This window comes from Streptomyces sp. NBC_00353 (genome assembly GCF_036108815.1).
Classification (GTDB): Bacteria; Actinomycetota; Actinomycetes; order Streptomycetales; family Streptomycetaceae; genus Streptomyces.
The window spans coordinates 1217044-1235420 of sequence record NZ_CP107985.1; the positions used below are offsets into that span (position 1 = coordinate 1217044).

14 protein-coding genes and 4 pseudogenes are annotated in these 18377 nt (G+C 65.9%); 10 read left to right on the top strand and 8 right to left on the bottom strand.

The features are described from left to right. Positions 1 to 16: 16 nt before the first annotated feature. Positions 17 to 310 (top strand): annotated as a pseudogene (locus OHA88_RS05920) (transposase); the annotation flags it as partial. A 546-nt stretch (positions 311 to 856) separates the two neighbouring features. Then, positions 857 to 2164, top strand: a complete 1308-nt coding sequence (secY, locus tag OHA88_RS05925; protein WP_328624531.1) for a preprotein translocase subunit SecY — start codon at positions 857 to 859, stop codon at positions 2162 to 2164. A 117-nt stretch (positions 2165 to 2281) separates the two neighbouring features. Here secY and OHA88_RS05930 read toward each other — a convergent pair. Further along, a pseudogene (locus OHA88_RS05930) lies at positions 2282 to 2374 on the bottom strand (IS5/IS1182 family transposase); the annotation flags it as partial. 201 nt (positions 2375 to 2575) lie between these two features. Beyond that, on the bottom strand, positions 2576 to 3079 hold the full coding sequence (locus OHA88_RS05935; protein WP_328624532.1) for a hypothetical protein: 504 nt from the start codon (positions 3077 to 3079) through the stop codon (positions 2576 to 2578). A gap of 542 nt (positions 3080 to 3621) precedes the next feature. Here OHA88_RS05935 and OHA88_RS05940 point away from each other — a divergent pair. The 7 genes from OHA88_RS05940 (at position 3622) to OHA88_RS05970 (ending at position 11141) form a co-directional block, all read left to right on the top strand. Further along, positions 3622 to 4479 carry an NAD-dependent epimerase/dehydratase family protein gene (locus OHA88_RS05940; protein ID WP_328624533.1) on the top strand — a complete coding sequence of 286 codons (858 nt, stop codon included), beginning with the start codon at positions 3622 to 3624 and terminating at the stop codon, positions 4477 to 4479. A gap of 167 nt (positions 4480 to 4646) precedes the next feature. Then, positions 4647 to 5546: a LysR family transcriptional regulator gene (locus tag OHA88_RS05945; RefSeq protein WP_328624534.1), complete on the top strand. Its 900-nt coding sequence runs from the start codon at positions 4647 to 4649 to the stop codon at positions 5544 to 5546. A 994-nt stretch (positions 5547 to 6540) separates the two neighbouring features. Then, positions 6541 to 7029, top strand: coding sequence for a (2Fe-2S)-binding protein (locus OHA88_RS05950; RefSeq protein WP_328624535.1), 489 nt, complete (start codon positions 6541 to 6543; stop codon positions 7027 to 7029). A 1-nt stretch (position 7030) separates the two neighbouring features. Continuing rightward, positions 7031 to 8008, top strand: a complete 978-nt coding sequence (locus OHA88_RS05955) for an FAD binding domain-containing protein (protein ID WP_328624536.1) — start codon at positions 7031 to 7033, stop codon at positions 8006 to 8008. Further along, entirely contained in the window at positions 8008 to 10200 is a 2193-nt protein-coding gene (locus OHA88_RS05960) for a xanthine dehydrogenase family protein molybdopterin-binding subunit (RefSeq protein ID WP_328624537.1), read from the top strand. Before OHA88_RS05955 ends, OHA88_RS05960 begins: the two co-directional genes overlap by 1 nt. A gap of 32 nt (positions 10201 to 10232) precedes the next feature. Continuing rightward, positions 10233 to 10442 carry a hypothetical protein gene (locus tag OHA88_RS05965; protein ID WP_328624538.1) on the top strand — a complete coding sequence of 70 codons (210 nt, stop codon included), beginning with the start codon at positions 10233 to 10235 and terminating at the stop codon, positions 10440 to 10442. A gap of 384 nt (positions 10443 to 10826) precedes the next feature. Further along, a complete protein-coding gene (locus OHA88_RS05970; protein WP_328624539.1) occupies positions 10827 to 11141 on the top strand; it encodes an RICIN domain-containing protein in 315 nt (104 codons plus the stop codon). Between the two features lie 555 nt (positions 11142 to 11696). On the opposite strand, the gene OHA88_RS05980 is transcribed toward OHA88_RS05970, so the two are convergent. Next, on the bottom strand, positions 11697 to 12581 hold the full coding sequence (locus OHA88_RS05980; RefSeq protein ID WP_328624540.1) for a fructosamine kinase family protein: 885 nt from the start codon (positions 12579 to 12581) through the stop codon (positions 11697 to 11699). Positions 12582 to 12642: 61 nt separating this feature from the next. Further along, positions 12643 to 12876 (bottom strand): annotated as a pseudogene (locus OHA88_RS05985) (hypothetical protein); the annotation flags it as partial. 27 nt (positions 12877 to 12903) lie between these two features. On the opposite strand from OHA88_RS05985, the pseudogene OHA88_RS05990 reads away from it, so the two are divergent. Continuing rightward, positions 12904 to 13041, top strand: a pseudogene (locus tag OHA88_RS05990) (IS21-like element helper ATPase IstB); the annotation flags it as partial. A gap of 120 nt (positions 13042 to 13161) precedes the next feature. Here OHA88_RS05990 and arfA read toward each other — a convergent pair. The 4 genes from arfA to OHA88_RS06010 all read right to left on the bottom strand — a co-directional run bounded on the left by arfA (position 13162) and on the right by OHA88_RS06010 (position 18030). Beyond that, positions 13162 to 14661 carry an arabinosylfuranosidase ArfA gene (gene arfA, locus OHA88_RS05995; protein ID WP_328624541.1) on the bottom strand — a complete coding sequence of 500 codons (1500 nt, stop codon included), beginning with the start codon at positions 14659 to 14661 and terminating at the stop codon, positions 13162 to 13164. A 134-nt stretch (positions 14662 to 14795) separates the two neighbouring features. Then, positions 14796 to 15698, bottom strand: coding sequence for a carbohydrate ABC transporter permease (locus OHA88_RS06000; RefSeq protein WP_328624542.1), 903 nt, complete (start codon positions 15696 to 15698; stop codon positions 14796 to 14798). Further along, the gene (locus OHA88_RS06005) at positions 15698 to 16720 is read right to left on the bottom strand and encodes a carbohydrate ABC transporter permease (RefSeq protein ID WP_328624543.1); all 1023 of its coding nucleotides are present in this window, start codon (positions 16718 to 16720) and stop codon (positions 15698 to 15700) included. The genes OHA88_RS06000 and OHA88_RS06005 overlap by 1 nt, the downstream gene beginning before the upstream one ends. 11 nt (positions 16721 to 16731) lie before the next feature. After that, on the bottom strand, positions 16732 to 18030 hold the full coding sequence (locus tag OHA88_RS06010) for an extracellular solute-binding protein (RefSeq protein ID WP_328624544.1): 1299 nt from the start codon (positions 18028 to 18030) through the stop codon (positions 16732 to 16734). Between the last annotated feature and the right edge of the window lie 347 nt (positions 18031 to 18377).

Here is an 18377-nt window from a genome sequence, read left to right on the forward strand (position 1 = left end):
CGCACCGACCCGAGGAGACCGGCTGCGTCGAACGCTGGCCGAAGTGCCGCTGCCGCGGGCCGCTGACGGCCGGCTGGTCCGGGCCATCGACGTCACCGGCTGGCTGCGGGCACACGCCCACACCTCACTCCAGCGGATCCTGTGCCACACCTACGGGCGAGGGAAGCATAAGCACGTCCCTGTCCCCGGCCGGCCGTACTCGATCGCCTGCGCGCTCGGGCCCGGCCGCAGCTCGTGGCCCGCACCGCTGGACGCACTGCGTCTGACGTCCGGGGATGACGCCGCCACCGCCACCGCCACCGACACACGCCTCTACGACACCGCCACCGCCCGTCCCTGGGACCGCCTGATGACGGTTCCACGAGTCGGGCCTACGGTGCGATCGACACTGACCGGCATTCCGTCCGATTGGATGTGAACGCGGACGTGAGGAGAATGAAGAGGCTGCTGCGGTTACGGAGTCCCGGTTGCGACCGTTGTCTGCGTATGGAATTTTGGCATATTTGCGCTGTGATAGCCGGAGTACCCTCAGACAGCAAAAGGTCAGCTGACGCTCCGTCGCCTACTGGCTCGGAACGAGGCATCCAGGCATCTGGTTTGTCGGGTTGCCGATCTCGGTGGTCCACTCGATGATGGTGCCTGTCGCGGGCCGTCCTGTGAGCACCTCTTCTTTGTGGCGTACGTGTGTGGCTATCGATGTCACGCCTTAGCCATGGGGAGCTTTCCGGTGCCCTTGGGCGGGACACAGGTCTTTCGGTGGCAGAGGTCTTCCAATGCTGCGAAGAACTGCTGCTCTGCATTCTTGAGCCCTGAATGACAGCTCTGGCGCACTGGCGCAGGGGCGAAGGAGGACTCCTTGCTCAGCGCGTTCGTCCAGGTGTTCAGAACCCCTGACCTGCGTAAGAAGTTGTTCTTTACGCTCGGCATCATCGTGCTGTACCGCCTGGGGTCGCATGTTCCGATCCCGGGGGTGAGCTATGAGAATGTCCAGACATGTTTGGATGCGGCATCTGACAGTGGCGGCCTGCTGGGTCTGGTGAATCTTTTCAGTGGTGGGGCTCTGCTGCAGATCACGGTGTTCGCGCTGGGCATCCTGCCGTACATCACGGCGAGCATCATTCTTCAGCTGCTGACGGTGGTCATCCCGAGGCTGGAGGCGCTGAAGAAGGAGGGCGCGTCCGGACAGGGGAAGATCACCCAGTACACCCGCTATCTGACGGTGGCCCTTGCTGTCCTGCAGGGCACAGGCCTGGTGGCGACCGCCCGCAGTGGCGCGTTGTTCCCCAACTGCCAAGCCGCCGCGGGCATTGTGCCGGATGATTCCATCTTCACGACGGTGGTGATGGTGCTCACGATCACCGCGGGGACAGCCTGCGTGATGTGGCTCGGCGAGCTGATCACCGAACGCGGCATTGGCAACGGAATGTCAATGCTTATCTTCATCTCCATTGCCTCCACATTCCCGGGCGCCTTGTGGGCCGTGAAGCAGGAGGGCAAGATCGCCGATGGGTGGCTCAGCTTCGGCTGTGTCATTCTCGTCGGGTTCGCCATGGTGGCCCTGGTCGTCTTCGTGGAACAGGCACAGCGCCGTATCCCGGTGCAGTACGCGAAGCGGATGATCGGCCGTAAGTCGTACGGCGGAACGGCGACCTACATCCCACTGAAGGTCAACCAGGCCGGTGTGGTCCCAGTCATCTTTGCTTCATCGCTCCTCTACCTTCCTGCGCTGATCGCACAGTTCTCCCACTCGAACGCGGGATGGGCAACGTGGATCACACGCAACTTTGTCCGAGGCGACCACCCCTTCTACGTGGCCACGTACTTCCTGCTGATCGTGTTCTTCGCGTTCTTCTATGTGTCGATCACGTTCAATCCGGAGGAAGTGGCGGGGAACATCAAACAGGCCGGCGGGTTCATCCCGGGGATTCGGGCCGGCCGGCCCACGGCCGAGTACCTGGGCTACGTCCTCAACAGACTTACCTGGCCGGGATCGCTGTATTTGGGGTTGATCGCGCTGGTGCCGACGGTGGCGTTCGCGAGCTTCGGCGGCGCCAACCAGCTCACCGGTACGAGCATCCTGATCATCGTGAGCGTCGGGATGGAGACGGTCAAGCAGATCAACAGCCAGATCGAGCAGCAGAGCTACGAAGGCTTCCTCCGATGATGCCTCCGTGATGCTGCGATGCGGCATCCATCCCTGCAGCCTGAGAGCTGTCCTGTAAATGATCTCCGAGTCGCCTCGAGCATGCTCGGTCTTCGTATGGCCGCTCGCTCGCCTTTCGGCGAGGGCGAGGTGGTGCATCCGGGCGATGCCGAGCATGGCGTGGTGGAAGCGCTCGCCTGTCAGGCGGCAGTCGCGGAGGATCTTCCACGTCTATATCCGTGCGGGTCTCCTGCGGCATCCGCCACCCCAGATACACAAATCCCGCGTCGGATTCGGTTGAGCCATCAGCGCCACGTGCGGCGCATCGAATAGCCCCGGACGTAGGCCCCGGCGGCCGCCACATTTCGGCCGTCAGCCCGTTCTGCCGCACAAGCCTGCCCCGGCCGTCACCTAGCGGGCAGGACTGCCGGGTCAGTCCTGCCCGGCGACCCTTCGACCGATCTGTTCAAGGAACTCTCGGATGCTGGCTGCGGCGACCTCGAAATCGTCGAACCAGGATGCCGTTGTCGACCTCCACACGCGCCCGCTCCCCGTCACCGCAAACAGGTGACCACCGCCATCACTGGCGAACACGAGAGCAGGCGACTCGTCGCCGATGCGGACAGATCCGTACTCCTGGAAGTGTTCTGCGACCGTCGAGGCTGAGTGGATGAAGTATCCGTTGTCCACGTCTGGCAAGGAGACCTCACAGGTCACCCAGTAAAGGGTGGTCAGGTCCGAGGGGATCGGTGTCAGGTCCACCAGCGCATCCGTCGACTCGTGACTCCCATCCGTTGCGAGAGTGACGGCGTTCTCACCATGAGGGAACCCGTATGTCTCCAGGAACGACGACATCAGAACCCTGAGAGCTGAAGAAGTCTGCTCGCACCAGCCACGCACCCAGTCCGAGTCGAGCCGCTCACCGGACACGCTCATCCCCTTCGGCACATCTGCAGTTCGGCATCCACAAACCTCGAAGAGTGTGCCAGAACCCGAGAAACGACGTCATTCCCGCGCCCTCTGCGTCAGAGGACCGTGCTCACTCGCTTGGAAGATCCGGTCCAGGTGGTGATTCAGCACTGCGGCGGCGGGTTGTGGACTGCGCTGGCCGACGAGGACGCGAGCTCGTCCTCACCCGCCCCGCAATCGACTGATAACCCACCAGCCAACCCGCCAGGCCAGCACACCCCGAACTCCGTTCGTGCACAACCTCGTAACTCCGCCGACGGCCATATGGGCTTGCCGGCGCTTTGCAGGGGTCGTGGCCAGCATGTGGGCAAAGCGGCTCAGATATCTAGGACCTCTTTCCACTCTTCTTATGCCCGATGGATATGAGGTGTCGCCGGTGCGGGAAATTGTTCTGAAAGCACTGATGTCCAACGGGTATCACAGGTGCCACAAGAGGTCTTGGACGCAGCCCGGTCTTCGAGCGCAGGCTTTGAGTAAGTTACCGACCGACGGCGATAGGAACCAAGATCATGAGGGTTTTCCTCACCGGTGGAACCGGATATATCGGCAGGGCAACGGTCAGCGCGCTGGTCCGGCACGGCCACACCGTAGAAGCGCTGGCCCGTAACGATCGTGCGGTCCAAACCGTCAGCGCCCTCGGAGCAACGCCGGTGGTCGGCGGACTGGGTGACCTCAGTGTGCTGAACGCCTCGACCGCCCGTGCGGAGGCGGTCGTGCACCTGGCGCAGGCCGAGAGCGGTGCCGAGGACCTCGCGGCCGCCACCGCCATGCAGGACGGCATCGGCACTGGCACCTACGTGCACACTGGCGGCTCCTGGGTCTACGGCGACACCAATGGCGTCGCCGACGAGACCGCCCCCTGGAACCCGCCGGCCCTGGTCGCCTGGCGTAAGCCGGTGGAGGACGCCGTCCTGGAGCGCGCGCAGCAGGGCGGGCGGCCCGTTATAGTGCAGCCCGGCTTGTTGTACGGCGGCGAGAACCGCCTGATCGACATCTACTACACCGCCCCGGGCAAAGAAGCGGGCATCATCCCCTACATCGGTGACGGTGCGAACCGCTGGGCGCTGGTGCACATCGACGACATCGCGGAGCTCTACGTCGCCGCGCTCAAGGCGAAGCCCGGGTCTGTGTATGTCGGCGTGGGCGGCGCCAACCCCACTGCCAAGGACTGTGCACTGGCCATCGCCCACTCCGTCGGCCTCGACGGAAAGGTCGCCTCGATCTCGCTGGAGCAGGCTCGCAAGCAGATGGGCCCGATCGCGGACGCCTTCGCCCTGGACCAGCAGTTCACTCCGGCCCGCGCCGAGGCCGAGCTGGGCTGGACCCCCGCCCACACCGACCCGCTGCCCCTCCTCGCTGGTGGCTGAGCTCACCGGTCTTTCCGCATGCGGCGCGGTGACGACTTTCCGTGCACGAGCGGTAGATTCGTGATCGATTGCCGCGGTCGTGCCCGCGGGAGGGCCGCGGCATTCCTTTTCATGGCGGCTGATTAACAAGGTGGCCATTTCAGTGAGAAGGCGAGCGGTGATTCTCGGTGGACCTTGATCTGCGGAAGCTCCGATACTTCGTAGCAGTGGCAGAGGAACTCCACTTCGGACGGGCCGCCGAGCGACTGCACATCGCCCAGCCCGTCCTCTCCAGGCAGATTCGCAGCCTGGAGGACGAACTCGGAGCGGAAGTGTTCAACCGTAACCGTCGGGGCACTCTGCTCACTCCAGCCGGCGAACAGCTGCTGGAGGACGCCGTTCCCCTGCTCGCCTCGGCCCAGGCACTGATCAGGCGGGTGAAATCGGCGGCGCAAGGAAGTCAGACGCTGACCATCGGCCTTATGCCCGGCATCACGGTCACCCCGGCCATGGTCGCCTTCACCGCGCACTACCCAAACGTGAATGTGCGCCTGCTGCGCACCACTTGGGACGATCAGGTGGAGGTGCTGCTCGACGGCCGGGCGGACCTCGGCATCGTACGACTGCCCATCGACCAGCACGGCCTGCAAGTGCGGCCGCTCTTCGAGGAACCACGGATCGTCTTGCTGCCAGTGGGGCACCCCTTGGCGGACAGGAAGTCGGTAGCCATCACGGACCTTGCCTCCGAGCACCTCCTGCAGGACCCGAACGTCGTTCCCGAGTGGCGTGATGTGGCACTGGAGCTGCGGGACAAGCACCGCCCCGAGGTTCCGGCGATCCACCAAGTCGAGGAGAAGCTCGAACTGGTGGCCGCCGGAGCTGGCATCTGCGTAATCCCGCTGTCAACCGCCAACTTTTACACCCGGCCGGACGTCATTGCTCTGCGCGTGGATGACATCGGCCCCAGCGAGGTAGCCCTGGCGTGGGCGGCGACCCGCCACTCCCCCCTCATCCGCGACTTCGCCCAGGCGGCAGCAGAGTTCCTCGCCGAATTTCACGCCGAGGGACAACGGCCGACGGCGTACTAAGGGCTGTCCCGTAATCCCTGGCGGGCGCGCGACGACAGCTACGGCACCTCGCTGCGTTGCCGGAACGCCCGAATGCGCCCAGTATGAGGACGCCTCCGCCTTGCGATGCACCGCATCTGACGCCGCGCGCTGATCCACCAGGGATTACGGGACAGCCCTTAGGAACCGTCTTCGAGCGACGGGCCAGGGCAGGACGGATGCGAGTGTGACCGCCGCGTAGCGACGGAAATGCACAACCTCTTTCACAGTGTTCCGGCAGCACACGCCCGGAACAATGTGCGGATCACGTAGACGATGCCATTGATGACATACCCCTGCGATGTGCCGCAGCCCCGTTAAGGCCTTTGGTATCAGCGGGCGACCACCCCTGCTTGTCGATGGGGAGTTCACAAGTGGGCACACCATGTGGTTCACCATCTGGCGCGGAGGACGGGTCGTAGGTCGGCCCGGCGCAGCCAGCCCTGCATCCCCCCGATCCGAGGCTTCTCTCGAAGTCCAGCGTTACCTTCGTGGATCCGCTGGTTCCCGGCGCCTTGTCGCATTTTCCGCTCCCACCCTCAGGCGCCAGCGGCGCGACGGGGACATGGCGACCGGCCCCGGGAAGTTCATTTCGACGTGCCGAGCCGGCTGAGCGGCCTGGCACACGATTCAGATCGCGGAGGTGCACGTCCGGGCGGGTGCGTGGCCGGTGCAGGCCAAGGGTGGCAGTCGGCACTGTCAGGCGAGTGACCGATGCCTGGTCGCGGGGGTCACGCAGGCCTTGAAGTGTTCAGCCCTCCCGGTGGGGCGCCGGCGCTCGCACGAGCCGCCTGTGCGACGCGGCCAGGCGCAGAGGACGCCCCGAGAACGGAGTGACGGCCGCCAGCAGGCAACGACTATTGGTACTTTACACCATCAATAGTGAATTAGGTTACATATCATCACATATGGGAAATATTTCAATCCTCGCGAAAAATGTCCATCCTCCTGAGATCTGCCGCCCCCGGAGCAATGCATGCCCGACGAGCACTTCACCCCCGAAGTCACCGTGACCCTACGGGTAAACGGGACAAACACACAGGTCCCGTGTGACGTGCGGACAACCCTTCTCGACCTCCTCCGCGAGCGTCTTCGGTTGACCGGAACGAAAAAGGGGTGCGACCGCGGCGAGTGCGGTGCTTGCACGGTCCACCTCGATGGGCGCCGGGTCAACGCCTGCATGGTGCTGGCCGCGAGCGCCGACGGCTCCGAGGTGACGACCATCGAAGGACTCGCCCGGGACGACGAACTCCACCCCGTCCAGCAAGCCTTTATTGAGGCGGACGCCTTCCAGTGCGGATTCTGCACGCCTGGCCAGATCATGTCGGCCGTCTGCTGCATCCAGGAGGGTCACACCGGCTCGAACAACGAGATCCGCGAATGGATGAGCGGCAACATTTGCCGCTGCTCCGCATACCCCCAGATCGCCGCGGCCGTCGAGGCGGCGGCCCGAAAGGAGCTGTGACATGCGGCCGTTCACCTACGTACGCGCCGAATCCCTGCGCGACGCCCTGGACAACGCGCGCACGGCGGACACCAGGTTCCTCGCCGGCGGCACGGAACTGCTCAACTGGGCGCGGATCGGCATCGAATCACCCCGCCGACTGGTCGACATCGGGCGGTTGCCCGATCTGCACGAGATCACGTCCGACAGCGATGGCCTGCGCATCGGCGCGCTCGCCCGGCTCAACGACGTGGCCCAGGACCCGCGTGTCGAGGCGTCGTACCCGGTGCTCTCCCAGGCCATCCTCAAGTCAGCCTCTGCTCAGTTGCGCAACCTGGCCACCATCGGCGGCAACCCTGTGCAGCGCACCCGGTGCCCCTACTTCCGCTCTCCCGGACCGGTCGCCTGCAACAAGCGTGTCCCTAAATCCGGTTGCGCGGCCCTGCACGGCGCCAACGAGCGCCTGGCCATCTTCGGCTGGACCGAGGACTGCGTGGCCGTACAGCCCTCGGACCCCGCTGTTGCCCTCGCTTGTCTGGACGCGGAGATCACCACCGAGCACGTGGACGGCGGACGCCGGATTCCGGCGCCGGAGTTCCACACCCTGCCGGGTGAGGACCCATCGGCGCACAATGTGCTGCGCCCCGGCGAGCTGATCACCGGCATCGAGATCGGCGCGCCCGTGCCCAAGTCCGCGTACGTGAAGGTGCGTGAGCGCCAGAGCTATGAGTTCGCGCTCGTCTCGGCGGCCGCCGCCGTCGAGATCCAAGACGGCCTGATCTCCCGAGCCCGCCTGGCCCTCGGCTCGGTGGCGATGCGTCCTTGGCGGCTGTACGACGCGGAACAGGCGCTGGTCGGCCTGCGCCCGGGCAGTCCTGCGGTGAGGGAGGCGGTTACCTCCGGCTTCTCCGCGAGCCGTCCGCTGTCCTCGAACGCGTACAAGATCCCCCTCGCTCGCAACACCGCGCTGCGTGCCCTCGACCTGGCCCTGGAGGCATGATGACCGGCATTCTTGGAGTGACCAGGCAGGACGGCCCCGCCAAGGTGACTGGAGCGGCGACGTACGCGGCCGACTACAACGCGGAAGGCCAGCTGTACGCGGTCCTGGTCGGCGCGACGATCACTGCCGGCCGAGTCACGGGATTCGACGTCGAGGAGGCACGGCGGGAGCCGGGCGTCGTCCATGTGCTGACCGGACTGCCGGCCGTCGACGAGGCATTCGCCGCGGTGCCCAGCCCTCCGCTGGCCACCCGCTTCCTTCCCATGCAGGGAGACGTTGTCAATTACTGGGGGCAGCCCGTGGCGATGGTCCTGGCCGAGTCCCTGGAGGCGGCCGAGGGCGCTGTGCCGCGCGTGCAGGTGTCGTACGAGCGGGAGCCGTTCATCAACCCGGACACGGCGGTGTCCGTGCCACCGTCGCCGGACAGCGGCTACGGCATGCTCGACACGCAGGAGTTCCGCAAGGGCAACGCGGTCGGCGTGCTCGCCGAGGCGCCCGTGCGCACGGCCGGCACCTACACGCAGCCGTCCCGGCACGGCAACCCGATGGAGCCGAGCGCGATCCTCGCCGAGTGGCACGACGGCCGGCTGACCGTCCACGACTCCGTCCAACACGTTTACGCGGTGCGGGACGCCCTGGCCGCGGTCTTCGGCATCGCCTCCGACAAGGTGCGCGTGATCAATCCGCACACCGGCGGCGGCTTCGGCACCAAGGCGTTCATCTGGCCGCACGAGATCCTCGCCGCCCAGGCGGCCAAGGCGGCCGGCCGGCCGGTGAAGCTGGTGCTTACCCGACAGGACATGTACAGCATCGTCGGCTACCAGCCGCTGATGGAGCACCGCGTCTTCCTGGGTGCCAACGACAGCGGCGAACTCCAAGCGGTCGTCCACGAGGTCGACAACATCACCGCCATCACTGACGACTACGTCGAGTTCGGCTCCGTGCCCGCCAAGGCGCTCTACGCCTCCCCGAACATCTCCACCAGCCAGCGGGTGCGGCGCGGCCACGTCAACCTGTCGTCGTTCATGCGCTCGCCCATCGACGGCCCTGGCACCTGGGCGCTCGGCTCCGCGATGGACGAGCTGGCGCACACCCTATCCATGGACCCGCTCACCCTGCGCCTAGCCAACTACGCGGAGAGCTACCCCGCCGACGGCACGCCCTGGTCCTCGAAGAAGCTCAGGGAGGCGTACAAGGAGGGTGCCCGGCGCTTTGGCTGGTGGGACCGGCCCAAGGGCGGCACCCGGGACGGGCACTGGCTCATCGGCTGCGGCATGGCCGACTGCACACAGGGCCAGTTCCGGTTCACCTCGCAGGCTCGGGTGCGGCTGCGAGCCGATGGCACCGCGAAGGTTGAAGCCGGCTACACCGACATCGGCGCAGGTTCCACCACGATCTTCCCGCAGATCGCCGCGGAGACCCTCGGCATCGACATCCGCTCCGTCCAGGGGATCTCCGGCGACACGGAGCTGCCGTACGCCGGTCCCACTTACGGTTCGGGCACCACGATCGCCATGGGCACCGCCGTCCACCTGGCCGCGAACGACGTGCTGCGCCGGCTCGCCGACCTGATGTCCTGGCCGGCCGAGGAGGTGCGCGCCGACTCGGGCGCCCTCATCTGGCGCGAGCAGCGCCGGTCGTACGCCGACATCCTGCATGCGGCGCAAACCGACGAGGTGGTCGGCAACGGCGAGATGGTACTGCCCGGCGGCGCGTCCGCCGACGCGGGAGCGCCCGGTGTCGTCTCCCGCACCTTCGGCGCCATGTTCATCGAGGTCGGCGTCGACCCGGACCTCGGGCTGCTGCGGCTGCGCCGCGCGACCGGCGTCTACAGCGTGGGCGCGGTCGTCAACGAGCGCACCGCCCGCTCCCAGATGATCGGGGGACTCGTGTGGGGCTGGGGCATGGCCGCCATGGAAGCCAGCCGCTTCGAGCCGAATCTCGGCCGCTGGCTGTCCCAGGACCTCGCCGGGGTGACACTGCCGGTGAACGCCGACATCCCGCCACACATCGACATGTCTTTCGTCGACGAGTTCGACCTGCACGCCGGGCCGCTCGGCGCCAAGGGAATCGGCGAGCTGTCCGCCACCGGCATCGCGGCGGCCGTGGCCAACGCGGTGTTCGACGCAACGAATCGGCGCGTGCGGGACCTGCCGATCACACCGGAAAAGCTCCTGGACCCCCGCATGTAAGAGCCGGGCCAGGCCCGGTCGATACCAAGCCGATGGAACAGAAAGTGCTGGACCTCGCAGCCGAGGCGCTGCACGGATGGAGCATTACCGAAGTACACGATGCCGCTGGACCGGCGGTTCGGATCGACGTTCCGGATCTGCGAATCCGCGAGGCCCTTCAGGAAATCCACTTCGATCAGGTCCAGGGCCGGCCGGAGGCGATCCAGGTACGTCGGCGGGCTTGTGTGGCGGCCATCTGCTGATAATGCCGCGCGCCTCTGACAGCCCTTCCGCGTTGGGCGGACACTTTCAGGGCCCTGACCGCAATTGCGTGAACTATCTTATGGATCAAGTGCCGTCAGTGTCTCGGTCAAATACGGGTCCCGATCATGGCGATCACCTGCGACCATGTGCCGGTGCCGACTCAGGGGAGCCAGGCGACGATTGAGAGAAATCGATCATGCCCGCTTTCGGGAGAAGAATCAGGCGCGCCGTGTCGGTCATCGGGTCGGCAGTGGTGCTCGCCATGCCGCTGACCCTGGCAATGCCGGGGACGGCCACCCGCCGCTGAGACCGCAGCGACCAGCCTCGACCGGTTCGCCAACTACGAGTACAAGGAGTGCATCGAGGAGAACTCCTTTTACGATTTGTGGTCCCGGGACTGCGAGATCGGCTATCCGGGTCAGTACTGGCGGTGGACCGGCACCACCAACACGTCCTCGACACTCCAGAACTACACATGGGGCCACTGCCTCGACAGCAACTCGGCCGGGGACGTCTACGCCAACGGGTGCAACGGTGGGAACAACCAGCTGTGGCAAGTCGTCCAACCCGCGGCGGGAAGTGCAGTCATGCTCCGGAACACGGCGACCCGCCTCTGCCTCTACCAGACCACTGGCGGCCTCTACCGGACGACGATGTGTGACCGCAATTCGCGCACTCAGCGGTGGACCATCGGCTGAGCGACCGGTACCTCACCGGGGGACGACGTCATACGTCGACGAGACGGCTCAGGCGGGAAAGGAATACACCTCGACGGGCTGGAACGTCGAGGTGCAGCCCAGGGCTCCGGGAAGGCGAGATCCGGGACGGTGTACCAGCCGCCGGGGCGGTCCGGGAACCTACCCAACTCGGAACACCGGCGGATGAGTTTGGGATTGCTGAGGCCGCTCAACGGCTCGCGCCGAGCCGGTCTGCTGAGACCAGGACGGCTTGAGCTGCTTTATCGCCTGTGACCGCGACTTACCCGAAGAGCTCTTGGCCATTTGAAGATCCGGATCGTCTTTACCGGCCCGTTGGTGGTCTTCGCGGTGGCTGTGGCCCGGCCGGAAAGCGCTGCCTGAACGGCACTCCTGAGGCGATTGATGCCGCACTCAACGGTGCGCCTTTCTTTCTGATCGGCATTGTTGAACTCGGGCGGCCGGCCGCCGCGCGAGCCGCGTTTCTTGCGGTTGGCGGCCTGGTCGACGTTGTCCGGCACTGTGCAGCGGATCCCCCGTCGACGCGGGTAGCTGAGCTCAGGGCCGCCGCCGGAACGGGGCGAGCGTGGCCCGCACGAGGTCGGCGGCGCCCCAGTCGGGGTCGAACTGGGCGATCACGGCCAGGTGCTGGCGTAGCTGGAGGATCGGCATCCGTTCGCGCCAGGCGCGGTCGAGCCCGGTCAACTCGACGTACAGCTCGAAGAACACATGCGCCTCGGACGGCGGCGCCGTCGTCCACAGGTGGGCCAGGTCGACCTCGGCCCACGTGTACGACACGGCCGGGTCGATCAGCGCGGGTTGTCCGTCGGGGGTGGCCATGACGTTCAGCGCCCACAGGTCGCCGTGCGTCAGGCACGCGGGCCTGACCGGCAGCAGCTCGGGCAGCCGGTCGCACAGCCGCTCCAGTGCCGCCCGGTCCGCGGCGTCGAGCGCGTCCTGGACGCGACGCTCGCCGAGCCAGCGCAGCAGACGGTGCTGGGCGAAGAACTCGAACCCGTTGTCATCCCAGGTGTTGACCTGCCGACGACGGCCCAGCCAGTTGTCCCGGTGCCACCCGAATCGGGGGTACCGCGTGGTGGTGTGCAGGTGGGCGAGTGCATGCGCGAGCTGCTCCCAGAAGACCTCGATGCCCGGCCGGGGCTGCAGCACGGACAGCACGAGCAGGTCGCGGTCCGCGAGGATGATCTCGGGCGTGGCGACGCCGCCCGCCTTGCGCAGCACCGTGAGCCCTTCGGCCTCCGCGGCGAAGGCGTCGTCCGACGGCGGCTCGCCGAACGCCTTGACGAACACCGACGTGCCGTCACCGCGGCGCGCGAGTCCCGCGGTCGCGGCGAGGCCCCCAGTGGCTGGCTCGACCGCGACGACGTCGGTCAGGCCGGCCGCGTGCAGGCGTTCGAGCAGGAAGGACGTCGTGTCTGTCACGGGGGTGCTCCTTTGCTGGTCACGCATCATGGCAATCAGGGCCGAGCCCCCGACGGCTCCCTCATTGAGCCCAGTGTTGCGCGGGAAATCGCGAGGGCAACCATTCCTTTGATGGCTGGCTGTATGGATTGATCTTGGCGAGGTAGTCGGCGAGGGATTTGAGGATCTCGTCGGCGGTCTTGGTCCAGGTAAACGGTCTGGGCTCCTGGTTCCAGGTGTCGACCCAGGCCTTGATGTCGTCCTCGAGGGCCTTCACGGAGGTGTGGACGCTTCGCCGGATCAGCTTGTCCGTCAGCAGGCCGGCGCTCGACCTGGTCGATCCGGGACGACGAAGACCTTCACCGACCTGCGCCTGTGCGCCGCAATCGTCGACCACCTCACCTTCCGCGGCACCATCATCGAATCCGGCCCCGGCTCCTACCTACGCAACCGCACTCGGATCCCGGCGTTCGGGCCGTGAACTCCCAACAGTCGCGAGCGGGCTCGTTGAGTTGCGAACGTTCCGAGTGAGTTTGCGGTGACATGATCTGGCGTCGCGACAGGAATCCGTCACGGCGTCAGATCTGCTTCGTGTCGTCGCTCAGTGGAGGGCGATCGCCGTCCACGAAATCGGTGGCAGCTCGATGGTGAGCACGCCGTCGACGAGTGTCACGCTCGTGTTTGCGGACGGGGTCACCCGGTGCTGCTCGGCGAGCGTGTTCTTCGCGTGCATGTCGGAGTCGGCGAGCGTGACCGCCTCGACGATGCGCGACGAGCCGAGGCTGCGCACGTCGATCGTGACCTGCGCGGCCTCCTTCAGGTCGCGGTTGACGAGGAAGACTGCGGTCCGGTCCTCGTCGACGGTCGCGACGGCGTCGATGACGGATGCCTCGCCGTGGCGCGCCGTTTTGTACGTCGGCGTCTCGATCACGGGCCGGATCACCTCGCCGGAAGCGAGCCGGCTCGTGATCGAGAACGGGTAGAAGGTCGTCTGCCGCCAGGCCGGGCCGCCGGGCTCGGTCATGATCGGCGCGATCACGTTGACGAGCTGCGCGAGGGATGCCGAGGTGACGCGGTCGCTGCGCTTGAGGAGCGTCATCAGCAGGTTGCCGACGACGACGGCATCCGCCACCGTGTACGTGTCCTCGAGCTGCCGAGGGGCGTAGCGCCACTCGTCGTTGACCTCCTCGGACTCCTGGTGCTCCTTGAGGTACCAGACGTTCCACTCGTCGAAGGAGACATTGATCTTCTTGTTTGAGCGTTTCTTGTACCCCACGTGGTCGGCGGTCGCGACGACGGTGTCGATGAAGTAGTCCATGTCGATCGCCGAGGCGAGGAAGGAGCCGAGGTCGCCGTCGTGCTCCTGGTAGTAGGCGTGGCACGAGACGTAATCGACATAGTCGTAGCTGTGCTCGAGCACCGTGCGCTCCCAGTCGCCGAATGTCGGCATGCCGGACCCGGAGGAGCCGCAGACGACGAGTTCGAGGTCCTTGTCGGCCATCTTCATCGCGGCGGCGGTGCGGGCGGCGATCTTGCCGTAGTCGTCCGCCGTCATGAAGCCGGTCTGCCACGGTCCGTCCATCTCGTTGCCGAGGCACCACATGCGCACGTTGTGCGGGTCCGGCGTGCCGTTGGCGATGCGCAAGTCCGACAGCGCCGTGCCAGACGGGTGGTTGGCGTACTCGAGTAGGTCCAGGGCGGGCAGGATGCCTCGCGTGGCGATGTTGACCGCCAGCATCAGCTCGGAGTCGGTGAGCTTGAGCCACTTGGCGAACTCGTCGAGGCCGACCTGGTTCGATTCGAGCGAGTGCCAGGCGAGGTCGCGGCGCACCGGGCGCTTTTCGCGCGGGCCGACCGAGTCCTCCCAGCGGAAGCCGGAGACGAAGTTGCCTCCCGGGTAGCGGATGGTCGTGCTGCCGAGCTCCCTGACGAGTTCGACGACGTCCATGCGGAACCCTTCATCGTTCGCGCTCGGGTGTTCCGGCTCGTAGAGCCCGGTGTACACGCAGCGGCCGAGGTGCTCGACGAACGAGCCGAAGGTGCGGCGTCGGACAGGAGCGATGACGGCCTGCTTGTCGAGCTCGATGTGGGCGCGGGGCAATTCAATGGTCCTTTCCATGGGATGGCGCGGGACGCGCCGCGGGCTGAGCGATGCCGCCGATCAGCGGCCTGCCCCTGCCGGAGGCACGGCAGGGGCAGGCGTGAGACGGTCCGATGCAGATACTGGTGCCGGTTTCAGCCCTTCACGGCGCCGGTGAGACCGCCGACGATCTTCTTCTCGAAGATCGCGAAGAAGATCAGTGCGGGCAGCATTGCGAGTGAGGTGAACGCGAGGACCCTCGCGGTGTCCACGGAGTATTGCGAGGAGAAGGCCTGGACGCCGAGTGGCAGGGTGAAGTTCGCCTGCGAGTTGATGACGTACAGGGGCAGGACGTAGTTGTTCCAGCTGCCGATGAACCCGAGGATGCCGACCGTCACCACACCGGGCAGTGACAGCGGGATCACCATGCGGAAGAAGAATCCGAGTCGGCTTGCACCGTCGATCGCGGCGGCCTCCTCGATCTCGTTCGGAATGGCTCTGAGGAACGGCACCAGGATGATGACGGTCGTCGGCAGGCCGAAGGCGATCTGCGGGACGATCACGCCGAACAGGTTGTCGACGAGGCCGAGTTCCTTGATGACGATGTACAACGGGGTGATCGCGATGACCATCGGGAACATCAGGCCGGCGGCGAACAGGGAATACATCGCGCCCTTGAGCTTGAAGTCGTAGCGCGCGAGCACGAAGCTCACCATCAGGCCGAGGACGACGGTGCCGACGGTGCTCACGAGCGCGACGATGATGGAGTTCGCGAATTCACCCCAGAACGTCACCGACTTCAGGACGCTGATGTAGTTGCTGACGACCCAGGGGTGCGGTAGGGCAGCCGGGTTCGTGCTGATCTGCGAGTTCGTGCGGAATCCGCCGAGCACGATGTAGAGCACCGGTGCGATGCAGACCCCGATGAAGAGCAGCGCAATGAAGTAGGTGAAGGGATTCCCCCACTTCTGCGGCTTGTCACGATTGCCGCGACGGCCGACGGGCGCATTCGGCTCCGCGGCGGAGGGAAACCAGGAGTTACCCGTTGTCGCGCTCATCAGATGGCTCCTTCGGTGACGGCACCCTGGAGGTCGCGGCGCAGGACGAAGCGCTGGTAGATCAGCGCGACGACGAGCGAGATCAGGAACATGACGACCGCGATGGCGCTGCCGTAGCCGTAGTTGCCCGCGTTGCGGCCCTGGGCGACCATGTAGATCGCCATGGTCGAGGTGCCCGCGGTGCCCGCGACGTATGGCCCCCAGATGATGTAGACGAGATCGAACAGCTGCAGCGAACCGATGATCGACAGGAACGCCCAGATGCGGATCGTCGGCCCCAGAAGGGGCAGCGTGATGCGGCGCTGGATCTGCCAGTAGGAGGCGCCGTCGATCTGAGCGGCCTCGAAGAGCTCCTCGGGGATCGACTGCAGGCCGGCGAGCATCAGAATCACCGCGAAGCCGATGTACTTCCACGAGATGATGCCCATCAGCGTCCAGATGGCCAGCTTCGGGTTGGAGAGCCACTCAGCCTGCAGGAAGCCCAGGCCCATCTGCTGCAGCAGGTCGTTGACGGCGCCGCTGCTCTGGAGCATCAGGCTCCAGCCGGTGCCGACGATGACCTCGGAGATGACGTACGGCACGAAGATCAGGACGCGGATGATCGAGCGACCGCGGATCTTCTGGTTGAGCAGGAGCGCGAGGATGATCGCCAGCGGGCCCTGGATGACCAGTGAGAGCACCAGGATCAGGCCGTTGTGCCACAGAACTTGCTGGAACGCGGGGTCGGTGAGGATCAGTTTGTAGTTGTTAAGGCCGACCCAGTCGGTGGGCGCTCCGTAGCCGTGCCACCGGTAGAAGCCGTAGAACGCAGCGAGCGCCACCGGGAAGATCACGAAGGCCAAGAACATAATGATCGCGGGTCCGGACAGGACCGCGATCTCGAGTCGCATCTTGGCACGGCTGCGGCGGCGCGCAGCCGCTCGCAGCGAAGCCGGGGACGCGGACTCGGCCGCGCCCCCGACTCCAGGCGTGCCCTGCGACTGGCGGCCGGTGGCCGTGTCAGTACCCAGGGTGTTGCTCATCGTGTGCTTACTCAGCCCTTCGCGGCGGCAGCGTTGGTGTCCTTGGCGATGTCGGCGGCGGTGCCCTTGCCGGCCAGCAGGTTCACGACGGCGGTGTTCATGGCGTTGCCGACGTTCTGGCCGTACTCGGTGTCAAGGAACATCATGGAGTAGGCCGCCTTGTTGAAGGCCTGCAGTGCCGAGACGTTGAAGGGGTCGGTGACGACACCCTGGGCCTCCTTGTTCACCGGGATCGTGAAGAAGGCCTTGGAGTAGGCCTCCTGCTGGTCCTTGGTCACAAGCCACTGGAGGAAGGCAAGGGCCTCCTTCGGTGCGTTCTTCGACAGCGAGTATCCGTCGAGGCCGCCCATGATGGCGGTCGGGTCGCCCTGGCCACCGGCCACGGCAGGGAAGGGGAACCAGCCCAGGTCGGGGAGCGGCTTCTGGTCCTTGGTCAGGCCGGCGATCACACCGGGGTTCCAGTTGCCCATGAGCTCCATGGCCGCCTTGTGGTTCGCGAGCATGCCCGCCGACGACCCGGCGCCCTGCTGCGACGAGGTCGTCAGGAATCCCTTCTGGAAGGGGTCGACCTTCAGGAACGAAGCCAGGTCGTCGCCGGCCTTGGTCCAGCACGGATCGGTGAACTTGAGCGACTTCGCAGTCGCCGCCATGGTTTCCTGGCTGCACGCGCGCAGGGCGAAGTTGTAGTACCAGTGCGCAGCCGGCCAGGCGTCCTTGGCACCGACCGCGATCGGCGCGACCTTGATCGCCTTCAGCTTCGCGACATCGGCCTCGAGCTCGTCCATCGTCGTCGGCGTCGAGGTGATGCCGGCCCGCTTGAACAGGTCCTTGCTGTAGTAGATGCCCTCGGGCTGGGTGTCGAGCGGCATCGCGTAGACCTTGCCGTCGATCGAATAGCCTGCGACACCTGCCGCGCCTGCATTTGCCTTGTCGGTGTCGGTGAGGTTCAGCGCCTGGAGCTGGCCGGCGTTGACCATGGCCTGCATCTTGCCGCCACCGCGCTGCAGGAAGATGTCCGGGGCGGAGTTCGAGTTGAGCGCGGTCTGCAGCTTGCCGTCGAGGTCCTCGTTCTGGACCGCCTGGATCTTGACCGTGACGTTCGGGTGCAGCGAGTGGTATGCCTTCGCGGCGGTCTTCCAGTACTCCGCACCGGGCCCGGGCTGCGCGTTCTCCCAGACGGTCAACGTGACCTTGCCATCGGACGAACCGCCGTTGCCGTTGCCGTCGTTGCCGCCGGCGCAGCCGGTGGCAACGAGTGCGATGCCCAAGCCGATCGCGACAGCCGTCGCGCTGCGTGTTTTCCTCGTCATCGTGGAAGTCCCTGATCTATCGGAATTGACACAATTGGTGCGAAGTGGCAGGACGGCCGTGGCAACAGTGAGGTCGGGCACGTACGCGAAGTAGTGACGATCACTGCAACCCTGCTTTCCGGCTCCGGGCATGCGCGTGTGGACGTGCCAGGTGGACGGGTGTGACCGTATGGAGTCGTGTCCATTACGGGGAGGTGCCGATCGGTGGAGAGTATGCGCTCGGTGCAGAGCGGCAGTCAATGAATCATTTCCGAAAGTTCACCGAAACTTATGAATGATCGTCAGGGTTGGCTACCGAAACATTTCGACGCCCTCCACCGATCGCGCCCGTCCGCTTTCGGTCCGCG